This window comes from Leisingera aquaemixtae, assembly GCF_019801145.1.
Classification (GTDB): Bacteria; Pseudomonadota; Alphaproteobacteria; order Rhodobacterales; family Rhodobacteraceae; genus Leisingera; species Leisingera aquaemixtae_A.
Genome location: NZ_JAHVJQ010000003.1, coordinates 87,504 through 105,283, shown reverse-complemented (window position 1 = coordinate 105,283; position 17,780 = coordinate 87,504). Strand labels below are relative to the sequence as shown.

General features: G+C 64.0%; 15 protein-coding genes. 10 read left to right on the top strand and 5 right to left on the bottom strand.

Annotation, left to right across the window (positions count from 1 at the left end):
• Positions 1 to 108 precede the first annotated feature (108 nt).
• Entirely contained in the window at positions 109 to 1,128 is a 1,020-nt protein-coding gene (locus tag KUW17_RS07915; protein WP_222477779.1) for an AraC family transcriptional regulator, read from the bottom strand.
• 160 nt (positions 1,129 to 1,288) lie between these two features.
• Here KUW17_RS07915 and KUW17_RS07910 point away from each other — a divergent pair, with 160 nt between their 5' ends.
• From KUW17_RS07910 to KUW17_RS07870, 9 genes are read left to right on the top strand one after another with little or no spacing between them, the layout of a single operon-like run.
• Positions 1,289 to 2,653 (top strand): NAD(P)/FAD-dependent oxidoreductase, encoded by a 1,365-nt coding sequence (locus KUW17_RS07910; RefSeq protein WP_222477776.1) that lies wholly within the window; start codon positions 1,289 to 1,291, stop codon positions 2,651 to 2,653.
• Complete coding sequence (gene peaA, locus KUW17_RS07905; RefSeq protein WP_222477774.1) at positions 2,629 to 4,149, top strand: quinohemoprotein amine dehydrogenase subunit alpha; 1,521 nt, start codon at positions 2,629 to 2,631, stop codon at positions 4,147 to 4,149. The genes KUW17_RS07910 and peaA overlap by 25 nt, the downstream gene beginning before the upstream one ends.
• Before the next feature lie 16 nt (positions 4,150 to 4,165).
• Entirely contained in the window at positions 4,166 to 5,590 is a 1,425-nt protein-coding gene (gene peaB / locus KUW17_RS07900) for a quinohemoprotein amine dehydrogenase maturation protein (RefSeq protein ID WP_222477772.1), read from the top strand.
• Complete coding sequence (gene qhpC / locus KUW17_RS07895) at positions 5,587 to 5,910, top strand: quinohemoprotein amine dehydrogenase subunit gamma (protein WP_222477770.1); 324 nt, start codon at positions 5,587 to 5,589, stop codon at positions 5,908 to 5,910. Before peaB ends, qhpC begins: the two co-directional genes overlap by 4 nt.
• 13 nt (positions 5,911 to 5,923) lie before the next feature.
• Positions 5,924 to 7,003 carry a quinohemoprotein amine dehydrogenase subunit beta gene (gene peaD, locus KUW17_RS07890; RefSeq protein ID WP_222477768.1) on the top strand — a complete coding sequence of 360 codons (1,080 nt, stop codon included), beginning with the start codon at positions 5,924 to 5,926 and terminating at the stop codon, positions 7,001 to 7,003.
• Positions 7,000 to 8,739 (top strand): ABC transporter ATP-binding protein, encoded by a 1,740-nt coding sequence (locus KUW17_RS07885; RefSeq protein ID WP_222477766.1) that lies wholly within the window; start codon positions 7,000 to 7,002, stop codon positions 8,737 to 8,739. The genes peaD and KUW17_RS07885 overlap by 4 nt, the downstream gene beginning before the upstream one ends.
• Positions 8,736 to 9,392, top strand: a complete 657-nt coding sequence (locus tag KUW17_RS07880; protein WP_222477764.1) for a S8 family serine peptidase — start codon at positions 8,736 to 8,738, stop codon at positions 9,390 to 9,392. The genes KUW17_RS07885 and KUW17_RS07880 overlap by 4 nt, the downstream gene beginning before the upstream one ends.
• Positions 9,389 to 10,381 carry a helix-turn-helix domain-containing protein gene (locus tag KUW17_RS07875; protein WP_222477762.1) on the top strand — a complete coding sequence of 331 codons (993 nt, stop codon included), beginning with the start codon at positions 9,389 to 9,391 and terminating at the stop codon, positions 10,379 to 10,381. Before KUW17_RS07880 ends, KUW17_RS07875 begins: the two co-directional genes overlap by 4 nt.
• Before the next feature lie 15 nt (positions 10,382 to 10,396).
• On the top strand, positions 10,397 to 11,800 hold the full coding sequence (locus KUW17_RS07870; RefSeq protein ID WP_222477760.1) for an aldehyde dehydrogenase family protein: 1,404 nt from the start codon (positions 10,397 to 10,399) through the stop codon (positions 11,798 to 11,800).
• A 129-nt stretch (positions 11,801 to 11,929) separates the two neighbouring features.
• Here the strand turns inward: KUW17_RS07870 and KUW17_RS07865 are convergent, their stop codons facing one another.
• Genes KUW17_RS07865 through KUW17_RS07855 form a run of 3 tightly spaced genes read right to left on the bottom strand, consistent with a single transcriptional unit; the run spans position 11,930 to position 15,446 of the window.
• On the bottom strand, positions 11,930 to 14,107 hold the full coding sequence (locus KUW17_RS07865) for a xanthine dehydrogenase family protein molybdopterin-binding subunit (RefSeq protein WP_222477758.1): 2,178 nt from the start codon (positions 14,105 to 14,107) through the stop codon (positions 11,930 to 11,932).
• 1 nt (position 14,108) lies between these two features.
• Positions 14,109 to 14,570: a (2Fe-2S)-binding protein gene (locus KUW17_RS07860; protein ID WP_222477756.1), complete on the bottom strand. Its 462-nt coding sequence runs from the start codon at positions 14,568 to 14,570 to the stop codon at positions 14,109 to 14,111.
• Between the two features lie 36 nt (positions 14,571 to 14,606).
• Positions 14,607 to 15,446: an SDR family NAD(P)-dependent oxidoreductase gene (locus KUW17_RS07855; RefSeq protein WP_222477754.1), complete on the bottom strand. Its 840-nt coding sequence runs from the start codon at positions 15,444 to 15,446 to the stop codon at positions 14,607 to 14,609.
• 164 nt (positions 15,447 to 15,610) lie between these two features.
• Here KUW17_RS07855 and KUW17_RS07850 point away from each other — a divergent pair, with 164 nt between their 5' ends.
• Positions 15,611 to 16,504, top strand: coding sequence for an AraC family transcriptional regulator (locus KUW17_RS07850; RefSeq protein ID WP_222477753.1), 894 nt, complete (start codon positions 15,611 to 15,613; stop codon positions 16,502 to 16,504).
• A 144-nt stretch (positions 16,505 to 16,648) separates the two neighbouring features.
• On the opposite strand, the gene torT is transcribed toward KUW17_RS07850, so the two are convergent.
• Complete coding sequence (gene torT, locus KUW17_RS07845; RefSeq protein WP_222477751.1) at positions 16,649 to 17,701, bottom strand: TMAO reductase system periplasmic protein TorT; 1,053 nt, start codon at positions 17,699 to 17,701, stop codon at positions 16,649 to 16,651.
• Positions 17,702 to 17,780 lie beyond the last annotated feature (79 nt).

Genomic DNA, 17,780 nt, shown 5'->3' with positions numbered 1-17,780 from the left:
GCCCCCGACTGTGCCGCGGGGGCGAACCGTCCGACGCGGGGCTGCTCCCGGGTTTCTCCAACCTGATCTCAGCCCCGCCGTGATGCTTGGCCGGTGTTCGACCGCTTCCTAGGAAGTGCCGGCAGAAAACTGTTTCCTGAACTGGCTGGGCGTTGCTCCCTCCTGCTGCCGGAACGCCCGTTCGAAGGCGGACACTTCCGAATAGCCCAGCCGTTCCGAAATTTCATGGAGCTGCGTCCCAGGGGTCAGCAGCATGCGTTTGGCAATTTCCATCCGGCACCCTGCCAGCAGCCGGGAAAACTTCTGCCCTTCCTCCTCCAGCTTGCGCCGTAAAGTCCGGCGGGACATGCCCAGCGCAGCTGCAACAACTGTTTGCTCGAAACTCTCCTGGCCAATACGTTTCAAAAGCTCTCGGCGTACCCGAACCGTAACGGGCGCAGCGCGTTCGCTTTGCCTGGCAGTGGAGGCAATCGTTTGCGAAACCTCCTTGAAGGCCGGGTTCACCCGGCCGGGCAAAGGCAGCCCCAGCAAGCTCGCCGGGAAGACCAGCGTGTTCGCGTTGGCCGCAAAATTAATAGGGCATCGCGGACCGGCATTGCGGGCGTCTGGCAACGCGCTTGATTCGTGCTCCAGAGTCACCAGTTCAGGGCGCCAGTCCGGCCCCGCCGCGGACCTGATCAGATTGTGGAAAACGGCCAGTGTCAGCTCCGCATCCTGTTGCCGCGGCCAGATGCCGGGGTCCAGTATTTTGTAAGCCAGCATTGCCCTGTCCGCCTCAATCGTCAGCTGCAATTCAGAGTCGCTTTGCACGATTGAAAAGCCATTGCGGAACAGTGAAAGGGCCGCACCAAGAGTTGGCGCCTGATTGATGAATTCCCCAAGCGCGCCAAGGTTTTGCAGATCGAAGACTGAGCCGACCCGCCAGCCGAAGTCGGGCAGATCCAAGTTTCCGGACGCGTGCTCGCAGAAGTCCACGAACTTCTTCAGGCCGATTTCTCCGATCAGGTCATCCGGCCCGATACCGGAAACCTGAAATAACCTGTCCGCATCACCATTCATGAATTCAACGGCCCGCAGCGGGTCGCTCAAAGTAGAGGCGGAAATCCGGGGCTGGTAAGTGTGTGGCATCGCGCAGTTCCTCAGGATTGCGCCAGAATACCGTAAAAATCCGCCATTCCAGAAAAATTGCCGCACCTTTGGCCGCAGCAGCCGATTCTGTCCGGAAATGTCGTCTTGTTGTCCGGATGTGTCCGCCACAAGGGGCAGCCTGCCGGGGCAGCCTAGGCAAATGGCACCTCAAATTGGCACCTTTGATATTGCAATCGCAGGCGGCGGCCCGGCCGGGTCGGTGGCAGCTGTGCTGCTGACCCGGGCGGGCTTCAGAGTGGCGCTGGCAACCCTGCCGCCGCGCGCGCCGCGAATTGAAGGTATGTCCGCCCGCGTGGCCGCGATCTTGGCAAGGCACGGGCTGCCGCTCGCGGGGATCGGCCCCCCAGCGCAGCGCCATGTTAGCTGGGGCCCCTTCCAGAGCATCCAGAACAGCGAGCATCTTGCAGACCGCGGCGCCTTTGACGCTGGGCTTCTGGACGCGGCTCGGGCCGAGGGCGTGAGCGTTGTTTTGGCAGCCGTGGCCAGCGTCCGGCCGGGCAACGGCGAAATCCGCCTGTCCGATGGCCGGAGCCTGCCGGCGCGGCTGCTGTTTGAGGCCCGCGGCCGCCGGGCGCCCCGCCAATGCTCGGGTTTGAGCCGGGCTGAGCTTGCAGGGCCGAACACGATTTCCGTGGCCGGTCTGGTGCCGCTCCTGGACGGAGACATGGAAACGCCGCGTATAGAAGCGCGGCAGGGCGGGTGGATCTGGTCGGTCCCAGCGGGCCAGGATCAGCTTTGGCTGCAGGCGGTGGGCAGCGCGGACTCGCTGAGCCGTGCGCAAGGCAAGGCAGCTGTAGAGACGTTGTGGAACAGAGTGCTGGGCGAAGCCGCCCGCCAGCTGCCCCGCCGCCCCAGTGTCAACGCAATTGCCCCGCGGCTGGCGGCACCGGAACTGGACCCGCGCTGCCCCCGGCTGGGCGACGCGGCCGTGGCACTGGACCCTTTGTCAGGGCACGGCATGTTTTGGGCAGTGTCCTCGGCATTGATGGCTGTGCCCATCGCGCGGGCGCTGCTGGCCGGGAAGACGGACATTGCCCGAGACTTCTACCGCAACCGGGTGGCGGAGACTTTCTGGCGGCAAGCGCGGGTGGGCCGCGATTTTTACCGCGAGGCAGGTTTTCTGACACCATTCTGGCAAGAGCGCGCGGCCTGGCCGGATGACGCCCCTGCCCATGGCACGGACATACGCCCGCACATCGGCAAGCGTGTTGTCGTGCAGGACGGCCATCTGGCTCGGCGCGAGGTGCTGATCACCCGGGACGCCCCCGGCGGTGCGGCCTTTACCGCCGGACAGGAGATCGTGCCTCTGCTGCGCCGCCTGAACGGCCAGCCGCTGCCGGATGCCGCCCGCTTTCACAGCACGGTTCTGCCCGAGGCGCCGCCGCAGGCGGCACGGGCGATCCATCAATGGCTTTTGTCACAAGGCTTCACCGAGGGGGCGCAGATCCCCTGGGACACCACAAACAGGGAGACTGATTCATGCAACTACGACCCCGCGGTCTGACGGCTGCACTTCTGGTATCAGTGGCGGGCGCCGCGCCGGCGCTGGCCAGCGAGGAGCTGCAGAATATCTGCTCCAGCTGCCACACGGCAGAGGAAAACGGGCTGAGCCGGATCAGCGGCCAGCGCAAGTCGCCTGAAGGCTGGATGATGACCATCGTTCGGATGCAGCAGTCGCACGGGCTGGAGATCAGCGCCGAGGACCGCCGCGCCATCGTGCAGCATCTGGCGGACACCCAGGGCCTCGCCCCCTCCGAAGCAGCACCTTTCCGCTATGCCCTGGAGAAGGACCCGAACGCGCAGGAGAGCTTCGACGAGCCCTTCGCCTCAATGTGCTCCCGTTGCCATACAGGCGCGCGGGGGCTGCTGCAGAACCGCACCGCGGAGGAGTGGGAGCTGCACATGGATTTCCATGTCGGCCATTTCCCAACCATCGAATACCAGGCGCTTGGCCGCGACCGGGAATGGTACAAGATCGCCCGGACCGAGATCGCAGGCTTCCTGGCGGAGCAGAATCCGCTGGAGACTGCTGCCTGGACAGATTGGCAGGCTGCGGAGAAGCAGCCGGTGGCGGGCAATTGGGTGGTGATGACCGACCTGCCCGGCATCGGCGAAGCCTATGGGAAGCTGACGGTCACGGGCGATGCCTCGCCCTATCAGGTCAGCGGCGAGTTCGTGACGGCGGACGGCACCGTGCATCCCGCATCCGGCCAGATGAACCTCTACACCGGCTATGAATGGCGTGCCAATCTGGACATTGGCGGCACCCCCTATCGCCAGGTGCTGGCGCTGTCGGAGGATGGAAACAGCCTGCAGGGCCGCCAGTTCGACCGCGGCAACGATGCCCTGGGCGCGCCATTGAGCGGTGTCCGGGAGGGGGCCGGCAGTGTCATCCTGGGCACAGTTCCTTCTGCCGTTCCGGCAGGGGAAGCGCAGGTACAGGTGGTTGGCACCGGGTTGGACGGGCTGGACGCCTCTGCTGGTGAGGCCACGGCGAACACCTTTGGCGCAGCGCTATCGCTGGCGGCGGAGGGCAACGGCGTTGTCACCTTCAGCGCGGGAGGGGCTGAAGGGCAGATCGCCCATTACACTTCTGTCGACAGCCTGCGGGTGGAGCCTGAGTTCACCATCGCTCGCGTGGGCGGCGGCAGCGATGAAGGCCCGGCAGCGGTGCCTGCCTATTTCAACGCGGTCGGCATGTGGAACGGCTCCGACGGCGAGGCTGGGACCGAGGATGACGTGCGCATCGGCCGGGTCGAGGCGCAATGGACCGTGGCCAACGCGCATGAGCATGCGGCGCATATGAAGGACACCGAATTTTCCGGCGTTATGCAGGCCAACGGCATCTTCCTGCCCGCCATTGCAGGTCCAAATCCCGACCGCCCCTTCAGCGCCAACAACGCGGGTGAGCTGACAGTGCAGGCCGAGGCGATGGGCCAGCAGGCAGAAGCCATGCTGATCGTCACCGTGCAGCGCTTCATCGACCCGCCAATCCGCTGAAACAGGGGGAGAGATCATGAAAGACTTTCACTATCAGTCGGCCAATGCACACCGGGTTGAAGTCGAGGGGCGGGAGGTGCTGTTCCACGTCCCCACCACCTCGATCTTTGAGATGGACGGAGTGGACCGCGACATCCTCGATTATGCTGCGCAAGAACAGGCGTTTTCGATGGACGAGTTCGAGGCGCGGTTTGCGGCAGAGGATGCGGCGGCGCGGCTGGATGGGCTGGTGCGGCTGGATATCGTCAACGACGGCCGCCCGCTGCAGCCGGAACGGACGCCGATCGAGATCGAGACCTTCCCGCTCACGACCATCGTTCTGAACGTCAACACCGGCTGCAACCTGGCCTGCTCCTACTGCTACAAGGAGGATCTGGCAGTGCCGTCGAAGGGCCAGAAGATGGCCTTTGACACCGCGCGGAAATCAGCAGAGATGCTGCTGGCTGAAAACCCGGACCGGGACAGCTATAACATCGTGTTCTTCGGCGGCGAGCCGCTGTCGAACCTGCCCTTGATCCGGCAGGTGGTGGACTGGGCCGAGCCGCATTTCGCAGCACTTGGCAAAGAGGTGAACTTCAGCCTCACCACCAATGCAACGCTGCTGACTGAGCCGCTGATCGACTGGCTGGACGCACACCGCTTTGGTCTGACTGTCTCCATCGACGGGCCCAAGGCGCAGCACGACCTGAACCGCAAGACGGTGGGCGGCAAGGGCACCTACGACACCGTGGCCGCCAAGGCGCGGCTGCTGTTGTCGCGGTACACATCGAAACCGGTGGGCGCCCGCGTCACCCTGACCGCAGGCATCACAAATATCGTCGAGATCTGGGACCATCTGAAGAACGATATCGGTTTCGCCGAGGTGGGCTTCTCGCCGGTCACCTCGGGCGAGATGGATGCCTTCAACCTGAACGGCGCCGAGCTGCTGGAGGTATTCGAGGGGATGAAATCCCTGGGCCGCCGCTATGTCGAAGAGGCGCTGCAAGGCCGTAACATCGGCTTTTCCAACATGCATCAAATGATGAACGACCTCTACGAGGGGCGCTCCAAGGCGCTGCCCTGCGGGGCCGGAGTTGGGATTCTGGCAGTCAACCACGATGGCGCGCTGAACCTTTGCCACCGGTTCGCCGGCTCGGAAATGGACCAGTTCGGCACCGTCGACGAAGGCATCAAGCGCAAGGAGTTGTCGGGCTTCATCAAGGCGCGGTCTGACCGCACCGAGAAGGGCTGCGCCACTTGCCGGATACGCAACCTGTGCGCGGGCGGCTGCTACCACGAGAGCTACGCCCATTTCAGCGATCCTTTGATGCCGACCTATCACTACTGCGACCTGATGCGCGACTGGATCGACTTTGGCGTCGCCGCCTATGCACGGCTGATCGCCCAGGCACCGCAGTTCTTTCACCACCATGTTGCGCCGAGGAGGGCGTTTGGAAAATGAAACCGCTCAATCAGAAAGCCGAACGCGTTCAGCAAGCCGCTGCCGATGGCCAGATGGAAGAGGTCCGCGCGATGCAGACCGTGACCGCCGGATGCGCCACCACATTCGACCCGGGCTGGGAGGTCGACCCCTTTGGCGGCCTTGCCGCGCTATGCCAGCCGATGGAGGCGGATCTTTACGGCTGCTCCGACCCATGCTGGTGGCCTGCGCAGGTGCCCGACATCATGGTCAACCACCAGAACTGGGACGAAGGCGCCCCCAACGCCGCCAAGGACTGGCGCGCGCTTGGCACCACCTATCCCACCGACGCCGAAACCTGAGGAGACCCGCATCATGAAATCCGCGCTTTTTGCTGCTGCTGCGTTTTGCGCTTCAGCCCTGCCGCTGGCCGCTGGCGACCTTCTGGTGACGGTGGCCCGGCCCTCCAACCTCTATGTCTTTGATGCCGGGGACCGCTCGGTCAAGGCCGACTGCGATCTGGGGGCGAATGTGACACCCGGCGTGATCGCCATGTCGCCGGACAACCGCATCGCATATGTGCTGCTGAACCATTGGCAGGATGTGGTCGGTGTCGATATCGAGACCTGTGAAAAGGTCTTTCACGCCGCCCAGTCCGAGGGCGATGTGACCCGCCGCTCGCTGGCCTCGCTTGCCGTCTCCAAGGATGGCAGCCAGATCTTCACGGTGCGCAATCCGGTGCATAAGAAAACCGACCGCTATGAGGTGATGCAGCCGGAATTTGCGGTTTATAACGCGAGCGCCGGGCTGGAGGCAAAACCTGCTGCGATCTATGAGGCACCGCGCCGCTCGACGCTGATGGCGAGCGACCGCAACGGCCAAGTGTACGTCGCCGGGCATGAAATCTATCGGGTTGACCCCAGCAACGGCGAGACCGAGGTGGCGATTGCAAATGCCAGCTGGGACCGTCCCACCTACAGCCCACCGGACGTGCTGGCGTTCTGGCCGACCGGTAGCCAGAACGACGAGATGCTGCTGATGTATACGGCGGCGGTGTTCACCGATGAAACCCAGCAGGAACTGGCGGATTTCGTTTGGGGCTACCAGTCGGTCGATCTGACCACCGGGGAGACCGAGATTGCAGATTTCGCTTCCTTCGAGGTGCTGATGTTCTCCGCAGTGCGCAGCGCGACAGACCCCAAGCACCTCTATGGCGTCTATACTCAGCTGTCCAAGCACAACCTGGAAACCCAGGAACTGGTCAAGCGGGTAGACCTGCCGCACACCTATTACGTCATCAACGTCTCCACCGACGGGCGTGAGATCTATGTCGCAGGCACGAATGATGACATCGGCATCTACGACAGCGAGACGCTGGAGCGGGTGGGCGAGATCCGGATGCCTTCCGGCGGGGATATGTCGGTTTCCACCCTGCATGTCGTGCCGCAGGGATGAGCGGGCCTGCTGCCAAACTCTCCTCCCAGCCGGGCGGCACTGCTGCCGCCCGGGCCTGGCCGCGCCTGCCCTCACGCGCGGGTGCGGCGCTGTTTACCGCCGCCACCGCGGACTGGCTGCTGCCCTTGCTGCGCCCGCACCGGTGGCGGCTGGCGGTGCTCTTGCTGATCAGTTTTGCCGCCGCCGGGCTTGGCTTGCTGCCGCCCTACATCAGCAAGCTGGTGATCGATCGCGGGCTGATGGCGGGGGATGCGTCGCAGCTGGTGGTCTGGTCCGCGGCACTGTTCGCAATTGGCCTCTTGGCCACCGGAACCGGCGCGCTCAGCAACATCCTGCATATGCGCGCGTCAGTGCAGATGCTGGCGCGGATGCGGCAGCGGCTTCTGTCACGGCTGGCTGCAAAGCCTTCCGGCTGGTTTGCCGCCCAGCGCGCAGGCGAGCTGCTGGCGCGGGTTGATGGCGACGCGGCGGAAGTGCAAAAGTTTGCCTTCAACGCGGTGCTGGGCGGTTCTTCGGCGCTGATCCGGCTGGCGGGCGGCTCTGCGATGCTAATGGTGCTGGATTGGCGGCTGGGGCTGCTGACGGCACTCCTGGCCCCGGCAGAGCTGCTGTTTCTGGTCTGGGCACGGCCCCGGACCGAACGCCACGCCGCAGCAGTGCGCGAGATGCAAGGACGGTATTCGGCGGGGCTGTCGGAGACCTTGTTCGGCCTGCCCGCCCTGCAAGCCGCCCGCGGCATTCGCTGGGCAGAGCGGCGCAGCCTGCGCGATCATGCCGGGCTGAGCCGCCGCCTGATCGCGCAGAACCTGTGGGGAGAGTTTACCCGCGCGGTGCCGGTGCTGCTGTCGGCGCTGATCCGCTCCGCAATCTTTCTGGTCGGCGGACTGATGGTGATACGCGGCGAGTGGCCACTGGGTTCGCTCATTGCCTTCATCGCTTATATGGGATTCATGACCGGGCCGATGCAATCGCTGCTTGGCCTCTGGCACGCGCAGGCGCGGGTCAAGGTTGCGGTGGCCCGGCTGGATGCGGTTATGCAATCTCCCCCTTCCCTTTCTGACCGTTTCTCTCCTTCCGGCTATGTGCTGCAGCTGGACAACGCAACCGTGGCCCGCGGTGACGCCGCACCTCTGGGCCCGCTCACCCTGAACATTCCCGAAGGCACCCGGGTGGCCCTCAAGGGAGCCAGCGGTGCGGGCAAGACCTCGCTGCTCTCGGTGCTCTGCGGGCGGGTTCAGCCCTTGACCGGCCGTGTCACCATGGGCGGTGCGGATCTGAGCCTTCTGAGCGGTGCTACCCTGCCAGAGCGGGTAGCCTATGCAGGTCAGCGCCCCTATACCCTGCGGGCCAGCCTTCGCGGCAACCTGTTCCAAAGCCGTGCCTTCTGGGCCAAGCCTGAGAATGAAGCGCGGGTGTGGCAGATGCTGGAACTTTTTGGCCTGGCGGACAGGTTCTGCGGGCCTGAGGGCCTTGACACGTTGCTGGGCGAAAGCGGGCTGACATTGTCGGGCGGCGAGCGCCAGCGGCTGTGCCTCTTGCGTGTTCTGCTGCCGCCGTTCGACATCCTGATCCTGGATGAAGCGCTGTCGGAAGTGGATCCGGCCACCGCAACCCGGATCCTGACCCATATCGACACGGCGTTTCCCCATGCCACCCGCATCTTGACTGCCCACGGCGGCGCTGCGGCTGGCAGGGGATTCGACCTGGAGATTGACGTGTCGGAGGCCAGCACATGAGCCGCGCCGCGCTGATTGCGCTGATCGACGGGCCGCTGGCAACCGACACCCCCGGCCTCACCGCCCGCAATGATTTGTGCAGGATACATCCCAGGGCTGCCGAAAGCCCGGCTGCACTGCACGCCAGCCACATTGCCGCCGCCATCCGCGTCAACGCGCCGGAAGCGCAGATCCTGGGGTTCAGCATTTTTCCGGGCCGTCTGTCCACCCAGCTCACAACCGTGGCGGAAGCACTGCTCCGCGCTGCCGAGTCAGAGGCGGAGATTGTCCACTGCTCTTTTGGACACGCCGGTGCCAGCCCGATGCTGGCTGAAGCCGTAACCGCGGTGCTGGAGGCGGGCAAGCTGCTCGTTGCCTCGGCTCCGGCCCGGGGAACGCCGGTCTATCCGGCTGGGTGCACGGGGGTTCTTTCGGTGCAAGGCGATGCACGCTGCGCCCCTGGCCAGTGGTCGCTGCTGAACCTGCCCGGCGCACGTTTCGGCGCCTGTCCGGGAGGGGCCGGCGTGCCGGTTCGGGGGGCCAGTCTGGCGGCCGCGCATTTTACCGGACTGCTGGCCCGGGCCTGCGCAAAAGGAGGGATAGAGAAGATGCTGCAAACACCCGCCTTCACCGGACGGGAACGCATTGGGGCGGGAGGCCCGAACGCCGCATGATCTGCTTTGACAACTGGAACAGCACCCTGCGCGCCAACTGCGGCCACTACTATGCTACTCCGGACCGGTCGGCGCCGGGCTGGACGGGATCTTTTCTGCTGCACCAGCGCAGCGGCGTCGACGTTGCCGAAATCCGCTGCCTTCCCGCCCGCATTGAACGCACCCGCCAGGGCATCCTGCGCGACGAGCAGGAGCATTTCTTTCTGCTGCACCAGCTGGATGGCGAAACCGGCATCCGGCACGCGGGCCGTGAGACCTTGCTGAGGCCCGGGGAGTTCCTCCTGCTCGATTCAACCCGCACAGCGGAGCTCAACATCACCGGCCGGCCCGCTGCCTTCCTGTCCGCGCATCTGCCGCGGGCGCTGGTGCTGGAGAGGCGCCGGGAGATGCCGCAGGCGGGCTGCAAGATAGCCAGACAGCATCCGTTGCACGCAAGCCTTTGCGGGCTGCTGGATGCGGAAGGCGCTCAGGACGGTGCTGGCTACATCTTCGAACTGGTGCCTCTGGCCTTTGCGGCCGGGGCGTACCCGGGAGGCGGCAGCCTCAGCAGCCGAAGACACCGGTTCCGGCTGGTTCGCGAGTCACTGGAGCTGCTCAGCACCGATCCGCAGTTGACGGTGGACACGCTCGCCGCCCGCACCGGGTTGTCGCGCCGCCAGTTGCAGCGTGAATTTCAGGAGAACGGCACCAGCTTCACCGATTGCCTGGCTCGCACACGTCTGGCCGCGGTGGCAGGCAAGTTGGGCCATGCGGCGCGGCAGGGCCGCCGAGTGCCGATTGCCCAGGTCGCCTATAGCGCCGGGTTTGGTGACATTTCCCATTTCAACCGCATCTTCCGACGGCACTTCGGCTGCTCGCCGCGTGGTTTCCTCAGCGCCCAGGATTACAGCGGAAATTTGGCGCAGGACGCAAACTCTTTGGCACCACTGCCCAAGACCGCGCCCGAGGGCCGTGGTTGTCTTTCTCAATCAAACCCGGCTGACGGATAAACAGGGAGAACAACCATGAACTACAGCATGCTCATCAACGGCGAGCAGGTTTCGGCGGAGCGCATGATCGAGGTGATCAACCCGGCAACAGAGGAGGTGTTTGCCCGCGTGCCGCATGCCTCCGAGGCGCAGATGAACCAGGCCGTGGCTGCCGCCAAGGCCGCACAAAGGGCCTGGGCAGACACCCCGATGGCCGAGCGTCGCGCGAAAGTGGAAGCGCTGGCCGCTGCGATCGGCGAAGAGGCGGATGAACTGGCGCGGCTGATCACCCTGGAACAAGGCAAGCCGCTGCCCGAGGCGCAGGGAGAGGTGGCCTGGTCGCAGGGTTACCTGGCCCATACCGCCACACTGGAACTGCCGGACCGCGTCATTCAGGACGACGCGGAATTTCGCATCGAGACCCGCCACAAGCCGTTGGGAGTGGTGGCAGGCATCATCGCCTGGAACTTTCCACTGCTCTTGTGCTGCTGGAAGATCGGGCCCGCCTTGATGGCAGGCAATGCCATTGTTCTGAAACCTGCGCCGACCACTCCGGTTGCGGCACTGAAACTGGGCGAGATCTGCGCCCGTATCTTCCCGGCCGGCCTTGTGAACATCATCACCGACGCCAATGACCTTGGCCCCAAACTGACGGCCCATCCGGATGTGGCCAAGATCGGGTTTACCGGTTCATCGGAGACTGGCAAGCGGATCATGGCCAGTGCCGCCGATACGATGAAACGGGTGACGCTGGAAATGGGCGGCAACGACCCCGCCATCGTGCTGCCGGATGTGGACGTGAAGGCCGCTGCGGAAAAGGTCTACGGCGGCGCCTTCCTCAACGCCGGTCAGGTCTGCCTGGCAGTAAAGCGCGCCTATGTGCACAGTGACATCTACGAGGACTTCTGCGCCGAACTGGCCGCCCTTGCCGAACAGGCGGTTGTCGATGATGGCATGAAGCAGGGCACAACTATCGGCCCGATCCAGAACAAGGCGCAGTTTGACAAGATCAAGGGTTTCCTGGAGGACGCCCGTGCCTGCGGCCGGATCATCGCCGGCGGTGCAGCCAAGGACGGCCCGGGTTATTTCGTGCCGCCCACCATTGTCCGGGATGTGACGGACGGGCAGAAGATCGTCGACGAGGAGCAATTCGGCCCGATCCTGCCGGTGATCCGCTTTGACGATATCGACGATGTGATCGCCCGCGCCAATGCCTCCGATTACGGGCTGGGCGGCTCGGTGCATTCGCGAGACACGGTCCGGGCCACGGAGGTCGCCGGACGCATCGAGTCCGGCACCATCTGGGTCAATCAGCAGCTGAACATCGGCCCGCATATCCCGATGGCCGGCTTCAAGGGCTCTGGCCTGGGTGTGGAGCAATCGGTCGAGGGACTGGCGGAATACACCCAGATGCAGGTAATCAACGTCGCCTGCGGGTGAGCAACTCTCGCCCGGGCCGCCGCTGCAGCGGCCCGGGCGCTGATTCATCAGTTTTTATCTGAGCAGATGAAAGCTGGTCCGGGTCAGAGCTGCCTGCACCGAAATCTTCCGCCCGGTGCTGGTCTGCTCTCAGGCGAAGCTGACCCCGTTCAGGTTCATCGGCAGTTCCGTCACCAGCGGGCCGTTGACTGCGATGGCATTGGCCAGTGCTGGAGCTGAGGGCGGGGTTCCAGGCTCACCCACGCCGGTAGGCATCTCGGCGGAGGGTACGATGTGCACCTCTATGGCGCCGATGTCACCGATCCGCAGCGGCTCGTAATCCGGGAAGTTGGACTGGTCCACTTCGCCTTCGGTCAGGGTGATTTCGTTGCGCATCACATGGCCGAGGCCATAGCCGATGCCGCCCTCCATTTGTGCCTTGATCACATCCGGGTTGACGGCGATGCCGCAATCCACCGCGCAGGTGACCTTCTCGATCTTCACCCCGTCATTGGCGTTGCCGGAGATCTCCACGACCTCGGCCACATAGCTGCCAAAGCTCTTGTGAACAGCGATACCCTGGCTGCGGCCTTCCGGCGCGCTGCCCCAGCCGCCCTTTTCCGCAGCCAGTTTCAGAACGCCAGCCAGACGCTGCTGATCGGCGCCGCCGCCCTCCAGAAGAGCAAGGCGGAATTCGACCGGGTCACGGCCTGCAGCATGGGCGGCCTGGTCCAGCATCGTTTCCATCACATAGGCGGTGTGGGTGTGTCCGACCGAGCGCCACCACAGAACCGTGGTTGCCTTGGCCACATCGGTAAGGCCGACATGCTGGCCAGGGATCTGGTAGGGACTGCCGGCCACGCCTTCGACCGAGCTGTGGTCGACGCCGTCATGCACGAGCATGCTTTCGAAGGCAGTGCCTTTCAGGATCGGTTGCGCGGCAATGCGGTGGTCCCATCCGGCGATGTTGCCATCCGCGTCCAGACCAACCCGCACCCGGTGCGCAACGGCGGGCCGGTAATAGCCGCCGGTGATGTCATCCTCGCGCGACCAGACCAGTTTCACCGGGCGCGAGCGGTCGGTCAGGGCAAAGGCCAGCGCCGCCTCCACCTGGTAGTCAGCCGTCGGAGTAGCGCGGCGGCCGAAGGAGCCTCCGGCAAACATCGTGTTGATGCGAATTTTTTCCATCGGCAGCTGGAATATCTGCGCCATCGCTATATGCGGCCCGGTGGGGAATTGGCAGCCGTCATGCAGGGTGACGCCGCCGTCCTCGTCTGCCTCGATGGTGCAGGTGAGCGGCTCCATCGGCGCATGCGCCAGCAGCGGGAAGTAGAAGGTCTGCTCCACCACCTTCGCCGCGCCGTCGATCTGCGCCGCGGTGGCGGCCTGGTCCGCACCGGTCACATTGTACTCCGGGTCCGTGTTGACCGCGGCCAGCAGCTCCTCGCGGATCTGGTCAGAGCTGCGGCTTTCGGCGTTCGAGAAATCCCAGTCCACGGTGATTGCATCGCGGGCCTGGAACGCGCCCCAGGTGTCCTCGGCATAGACCGCAACACCCGCCTGATTGGGCAGCACGGCAGCGCGGATGTAGCCTTTGATCTCCTTGGCGTTGGCATCGTCAAACCCGCTGGCCAGCCCGCCCATCCGCGGGCTGCGGATGATGACGGCAACCATCTGGTTCGGCAGATGCAGGTCCATAGCATACATCGCGGTGCCATTGGTCTTGGGCAAGGAGTCCTTGCGCTTGACCGAGGCGTTGCCGATCAAACGGAACTCGCTGGGATCCTTCAGCCGCGGCTCTGCCGGGGCCTCCATCTGCGCGGCGGCGGCGACGAACTCCGCCAGCGGCGCCTCCTGGCCCGCGCCCTTGAGGATGCCGTCCTCCAACGTCAGCTCCGCGGTGTCTGCGCCCCAGGCCTCGGCCGCGGCCTGGATCAGCATCTCGCGCGCAGCCGCCCCGGCCTGGCGGTACTGCAGGAAGGAATTGGCCATCGCGGTGGAACCGCCGGTGCCCTGCATCTGCCCGAACGCCAGGTTGGCATAGCGCGAGGGATCGGAGGGGGCGAATTCGTACTGGATGTCCTCCATCGAAACGCCCAGTTCCTCGGCGATCAGGGTAGTGAGGCCAGTGGCCGGGCCCTGGCCCTTCTCGAAGTGTTTGACGATGGCGGTGACGGTGCCGTCTGCACTGATCTTCACAAACGGGTTCAGCTGTGCCGGTGCGGAACCGGCCGCCAGAGCGCCGTTCGGACGGACGCCGACATACAGGACGGCAGCGGCGGCGGCAGCGGATTTGAGGAAGCCGCGGCGGGAGGTGTTCAGGGTCATATCAGGCCTCCATCATTTCGGATGCGCGCTGGATCGCGGCGCGTATGCGCTGGTAGGTGGCGCAGCGGCAGGCGTTGCCGTTCATGAAGCTGTCGATTTCTTCCACCGTCGGTTTGGGATTTTCGCTCAGCAGCCCGACGGCAGACATGATCTGCCCCGACTGGCAATAGCCGCATTGCACCACGTCCAGCTCCACCCAGGCGTCCTGCACGGCCTTGGAAACCTTGGAGTTCAGCCCTTCTATGGTGGTGATCTCGGCGCCCTCGGCGTCCTCGACAAAGGTCTGGCAGGAGCGCACCGGCTCCCCGTCCAGATGCACGGTGCAGGCGCCGCAAGCGGCGACGCCGCAGCCGAACTTGGTGCCGGTCAGCTTCAGTTCATCCCGGATCACCCACAATAGCGGAGTTCCGGGCTCGGCCTCGACCTGATGCGTCTGGCCGTTGAGTTTCAATGATATTGCCATGGCTATGGGGCCTCCCGTTGGCTGGATCGTTGCTGTTCAGGATTGTTCGAAGTCTTCAAAGGCATCGGCGTAATCGGGATGCCAGCGCGACAGCGCCGGGCGGTTTTCCAGGATGTCGCCCAGGGCCCAGGTGACCCGGCGGCGGTCGCGTTCGGGTGTCACGTCGTTGTCCGGGCACAGGATATAGAAATCATCCGCTTCCATACGGGTAAGCAGGTGGTCCACGGTCTGCTCCGGGGTCCAGGCCGCGGCGGGTTTTTCCGGAATGTGGCGGGCGATCATGCCCGTATAGGTGAAGCCTGGCACGAACAGATGCGCGCTGATCGGGGCTTCCGCCTGCCGCAGGTCGTGGGCCAGCATTTCGGTCAGCACCTTCACGCCGGCCTTGGAGACGTTGTAGCCCGGGTTGCCCGGCGGCGTGGTGATGCCCTGTTTGGAGCCGGTATTGACCACCACCGCGGGGCGCGCGGCGGCGATCATCCGGGGCAGACAGGCCTGCACGCCGTTCAGAACGCCAAACAGGTTCACCTCAATCATTGCGCGCCAAGCATCTGCGCCGTCCCAGCTGCCGGAGGGCCGGGATATGCCTGCATTGTTCATCAGCACGGCCACCTCGCCGGCGCCGAAAGCAGCATCGGCCAGGGCCGCAAGGTCCTCGGCCTTGCTGACGTCCACAGGAACCGCCAGCACCGGCGCGCCCTGCTTCACCTGACCGCGCAGCTTCTCTGCCGCTTGGTCCAGCGCCTCGCCCGGCAAGTCCGCCAGCACCACTCCCAAACCGGCTTGGGCGAACCGTTCGGCTGCCGCAAAGCCGACACCGCTGGCACCACCGGTCACCACCGCCAGGCCGCCCGCTGCAATTGCTTGCTTGTACATGATGCTTCCTCCCTGAGTTTATCTGTTCCTAAGGTAGAGCGCGCCGGAGTGTACTCCGTGCCCGATCCTCCGGATCATCTGCCTGATCCTCCGGGATGCCGGGATTTACGGTTCTTTGTCTGACTTCGCAGACTTATAGTCGGACATCAGAAGGAGGAGCGCTGATGGTACCGCAAGACCTGATTTCCGATGTCGCCGCATTCGTGCGGGAGAGAGCTGCGCTTGAGACTGGCTGCGAAACCGGAATTGATGGGCTCTTTGCCTTTTGCAGCGAAAAACGGACCGAATTTCAGGCGATGATTTATGAGCCGGTCATGTGCCTGGTCCTGCAGGGGGCCAAGGAGGCTCATCTGGACGACCGGACCGTCCGCTATGGCGCCGGCAAGTCGCTGATCGTCAGCCACGCATTACCGGTAACGGCAGGTGTAATCGATGCGTCGCCGGACAAACCCTACGTCTCGCTGGCTCTGCAGCTGGACCTGGCGACCGTACGCAGTCTTTACGACGAGATCGGCCCGTTGCAGGAACCTGAGCGAGCCTCCCACTCAATGAGCGTGGCCGAAGGCGACCCGGCTTTGTTCGATGCTGTAGGGCGGCTGTTCCGGCTCGCGCGGGATCCGGTGGAGGTGCAGGCTCTGGCGCCCTTGGTGCTGAAGGAGATCCACTTCCGCTTGCTGCGCGCCAGCCATGGCGGAATGCTGCGCCAGCTGCTGCTGCACGAAAGTCCGGCAAGCCGGATTTCCAAGGCGATTGCCCTGATCCGCGATCGGTACAAGGCCACCTTGCCGGTGGCTGACCTGGCCGCAGAAGCGGGGATGAGCCAATCGACCTTTCACGAGCATTTCAAGGCGCTTACTTCCACCACACCACTGCAGTACCAGAAGGAGCTGCGCCTGATGGAGGCGCGCCGCCTGCTGATCAGCGGCGGTAAATCAGTGGCTTCCGCGGCCTATGATGTCGGCTATGAAAGCCCGACTCAGTTCAGCCGGGAATATGCCCGCAAGTTCGGGCTTCCGCCGCGGGACGAGAAACTGGCGTCTGCACCGCTGGCACAGTAGCAGGCCCTTTAGTTGCCTCGCAGGTGCTCTGATCAAATTTGCCGCCAGTTCCGAAGTGCGCGGCCCTTTCTGACAATAGCTGCTCACCCTGTTGCGGGCGCCAGCCGCCATAGATGCCGGGTATTGCAGCAAAGAAGAAAGGACCTACTGCGGCATCCGAAGCTCGAATACCGGAGCAAAAGCTGCTGGTGCCAGAGATAAATCAAGCATGTTTGGATCGCTGGACTGCTGGTCGAAGATTTGAATCTGAGGTCCCAGATGTGAATACCGCAGCTTCTTTTCGATCGCCCGCACAGCCACCTCTATGGCCAAGCGGCCCTGCAGCACAGGCAGGTCCGTGGGCGTCGCAATGATCCGGTTTCTGAGAACTCCGCGATAGACGGCATGTGTCATATAATCCGAAACGATTTGAACCTGATCCTGCAAGCCGCGGGCGCGCAGCACCGAAACAGCGGCCTCCGCTGTTGGCGCGGATCCGGCAATGTAATCGAGGTCTGCCACCTCATCCAGAGCCTCCTCGACCAGCCGGACCTGGATTTCCCGGCCGGTGTCACCGTATTTCGTCGCTACGATCTTTGCAGAACTGCCCGCCAGGGCGTTTTGAAATCCTTGTTCAACAAACTTCACCCAGCCTGCCTCTTGCGGTCCCGGGAACCAGGCAACCTTCACCGGGGGAGAACTTTTGGGATGCCGCTCAGCGATTATGCGGGCTGCTGCGGCACCCATGTCCGTCCAGGAAACACCAACTTTTGCAGTGATCCCCGTATCGGCGATGTCGTTTACTGCGGCGATGACCGGGATTGAGGCTGCTATGCGCTCCACCGTGCTGCCAAGGCCGTTATAGGACACGGTTCCGACCACAAATGCATCCGCGCCTTCGGCTACGCAGCTCTCAGCCTGCTGAATCTGGCGCTGCAAATTCGGGTAGCCGCCCGCCTCAACAAGCTTGAACGACACACCCAGCCTGCGCGCCTCCGTCACCATCCCAAAATTGACGCTCAGCCAATAGGCATCCTTCAAATGCGGATAGGCAATGCACAACCGCCAGGGCTTCGCTGCTTTGTCCAGCGGCTGGTAATCAACGGTTTCATATCCGCTGTCGTAATCAAACGGTACCCGGGGAACTTGCAGGCGCCAGCTTTCCGCAGCGGCGCCGGAGTAAAAAAACGCCAGCCAAAGATACCAAATAATGCGCATGCTCTTCCTTTCCTGCCGCGCAAGTTAGGCATGCGGCTGGATAACAAGAAAATTCAAAATTGCGAAATTCGCAACTCCG

Bases quoted from the DNA above. Each gene is read 5' to 3' on its own strand.
- KUW17_RS07870 (WP_222477760.1), top strand. From the start codon at position 10,397: ATGAACTACAGCATGCTCATCAACGGCGAGCAGGTTTCGGCGGAGCGC.
- KUW17_RS07915 (WP_222477779.1), bottom strand. From the start codon at position 1,128: ATGCCACACACTTACCAGCCCCGGATTTCCGCCTCTACTTTGAGCGAC.
- peaA (WP_222477774.1), top strand. From the start codon at position 2,629: ATGCAACTACGACCCCGCGGTCTGACGGCTGCACTTCTGGTATCAGTG.
- peaD (WP_222477768.1), top strand. From the start codon at position 5,924: ATGAAATCCGCGCTTTTTGCTGCTGCTGCGTTTTGCGCTTCAGCCCTG.
- KUW17_RS07880 (WP_222477764.1), top strand. From the start codon at position 8,736: ATGAGCCGCGCCGCGCTGATTGCGCTGATCGACGGGCCGCTGGCAACC.
- qhpC (WP_222477770.1), top strand. From the start codon at position 5,587: ATGAAACCGCTCAATCAGAAAGCCGAACGCGTTCAGCAAGCCGCTGCC.
- KUW17_RS07910 (WP_222477776.1), top strand. From the start codon at position 1,289: ATGGCACCTCAAATTGGCACCTTTGATATTGCAATCGCAGGCGGCGGC.
- peaB (WP_222477772.1), top strand. From the start codon at position 4,166: ATGAAAGACTTTCACTATCAGTCGGCCAATGCACACCGGGTTGAAGTC.
- KUW17_RS07855 (WP_222477754.1), bottom strand. From the start codon at position 15,446: ATGTACAAGCAAGCAATTGCAGCGGGCGGCCTGGCGGTGGTGACCGGT.
- KUW17_RS07885 (WP_222477766.1), top strand. From the start codon at position 7,000: ATGAGCGGGCCTGCTGCCAAACTCTCCTCCCAGCCGGGCGGCACTGCT.
- KUW17_RS07865 (WP_222477758.1), bottom strand. From the start codon at position 14,107: ATGACCCTGAACACCTCCCGCCGCGGCTTCCTCAAATCCGCTGCCGCC.
- KUW17_RS07850 (WP_222477753.1), top strand. From the start codon at position 15,611: ATGGTACCGCAAGACCTGATTTCCGATGTCGCCGCATTCGTGCGGGAG.
- torT (WP_222477751.1), bottom strand. From the start codon at position 17,701: ATGCGCATTATTTGGTATCTTTGGCTGGCGTTTTTTTACTCCGGCGCC.
- KUW17_RS07875 (WP_222477762.1), top strand. From the start codon at position 9,389: ATGATCTGCTTTGACAACTGGAACAGCACCCTGCGCGCCAACTGCGGC.
- KUW17_RS07860 (WP_222477756.1), bottom strand. From the start codon at position 14,570: ATGGCAATATCATTGAAACTCAACGGCCAGACGCATCAGGTCGAGGCC.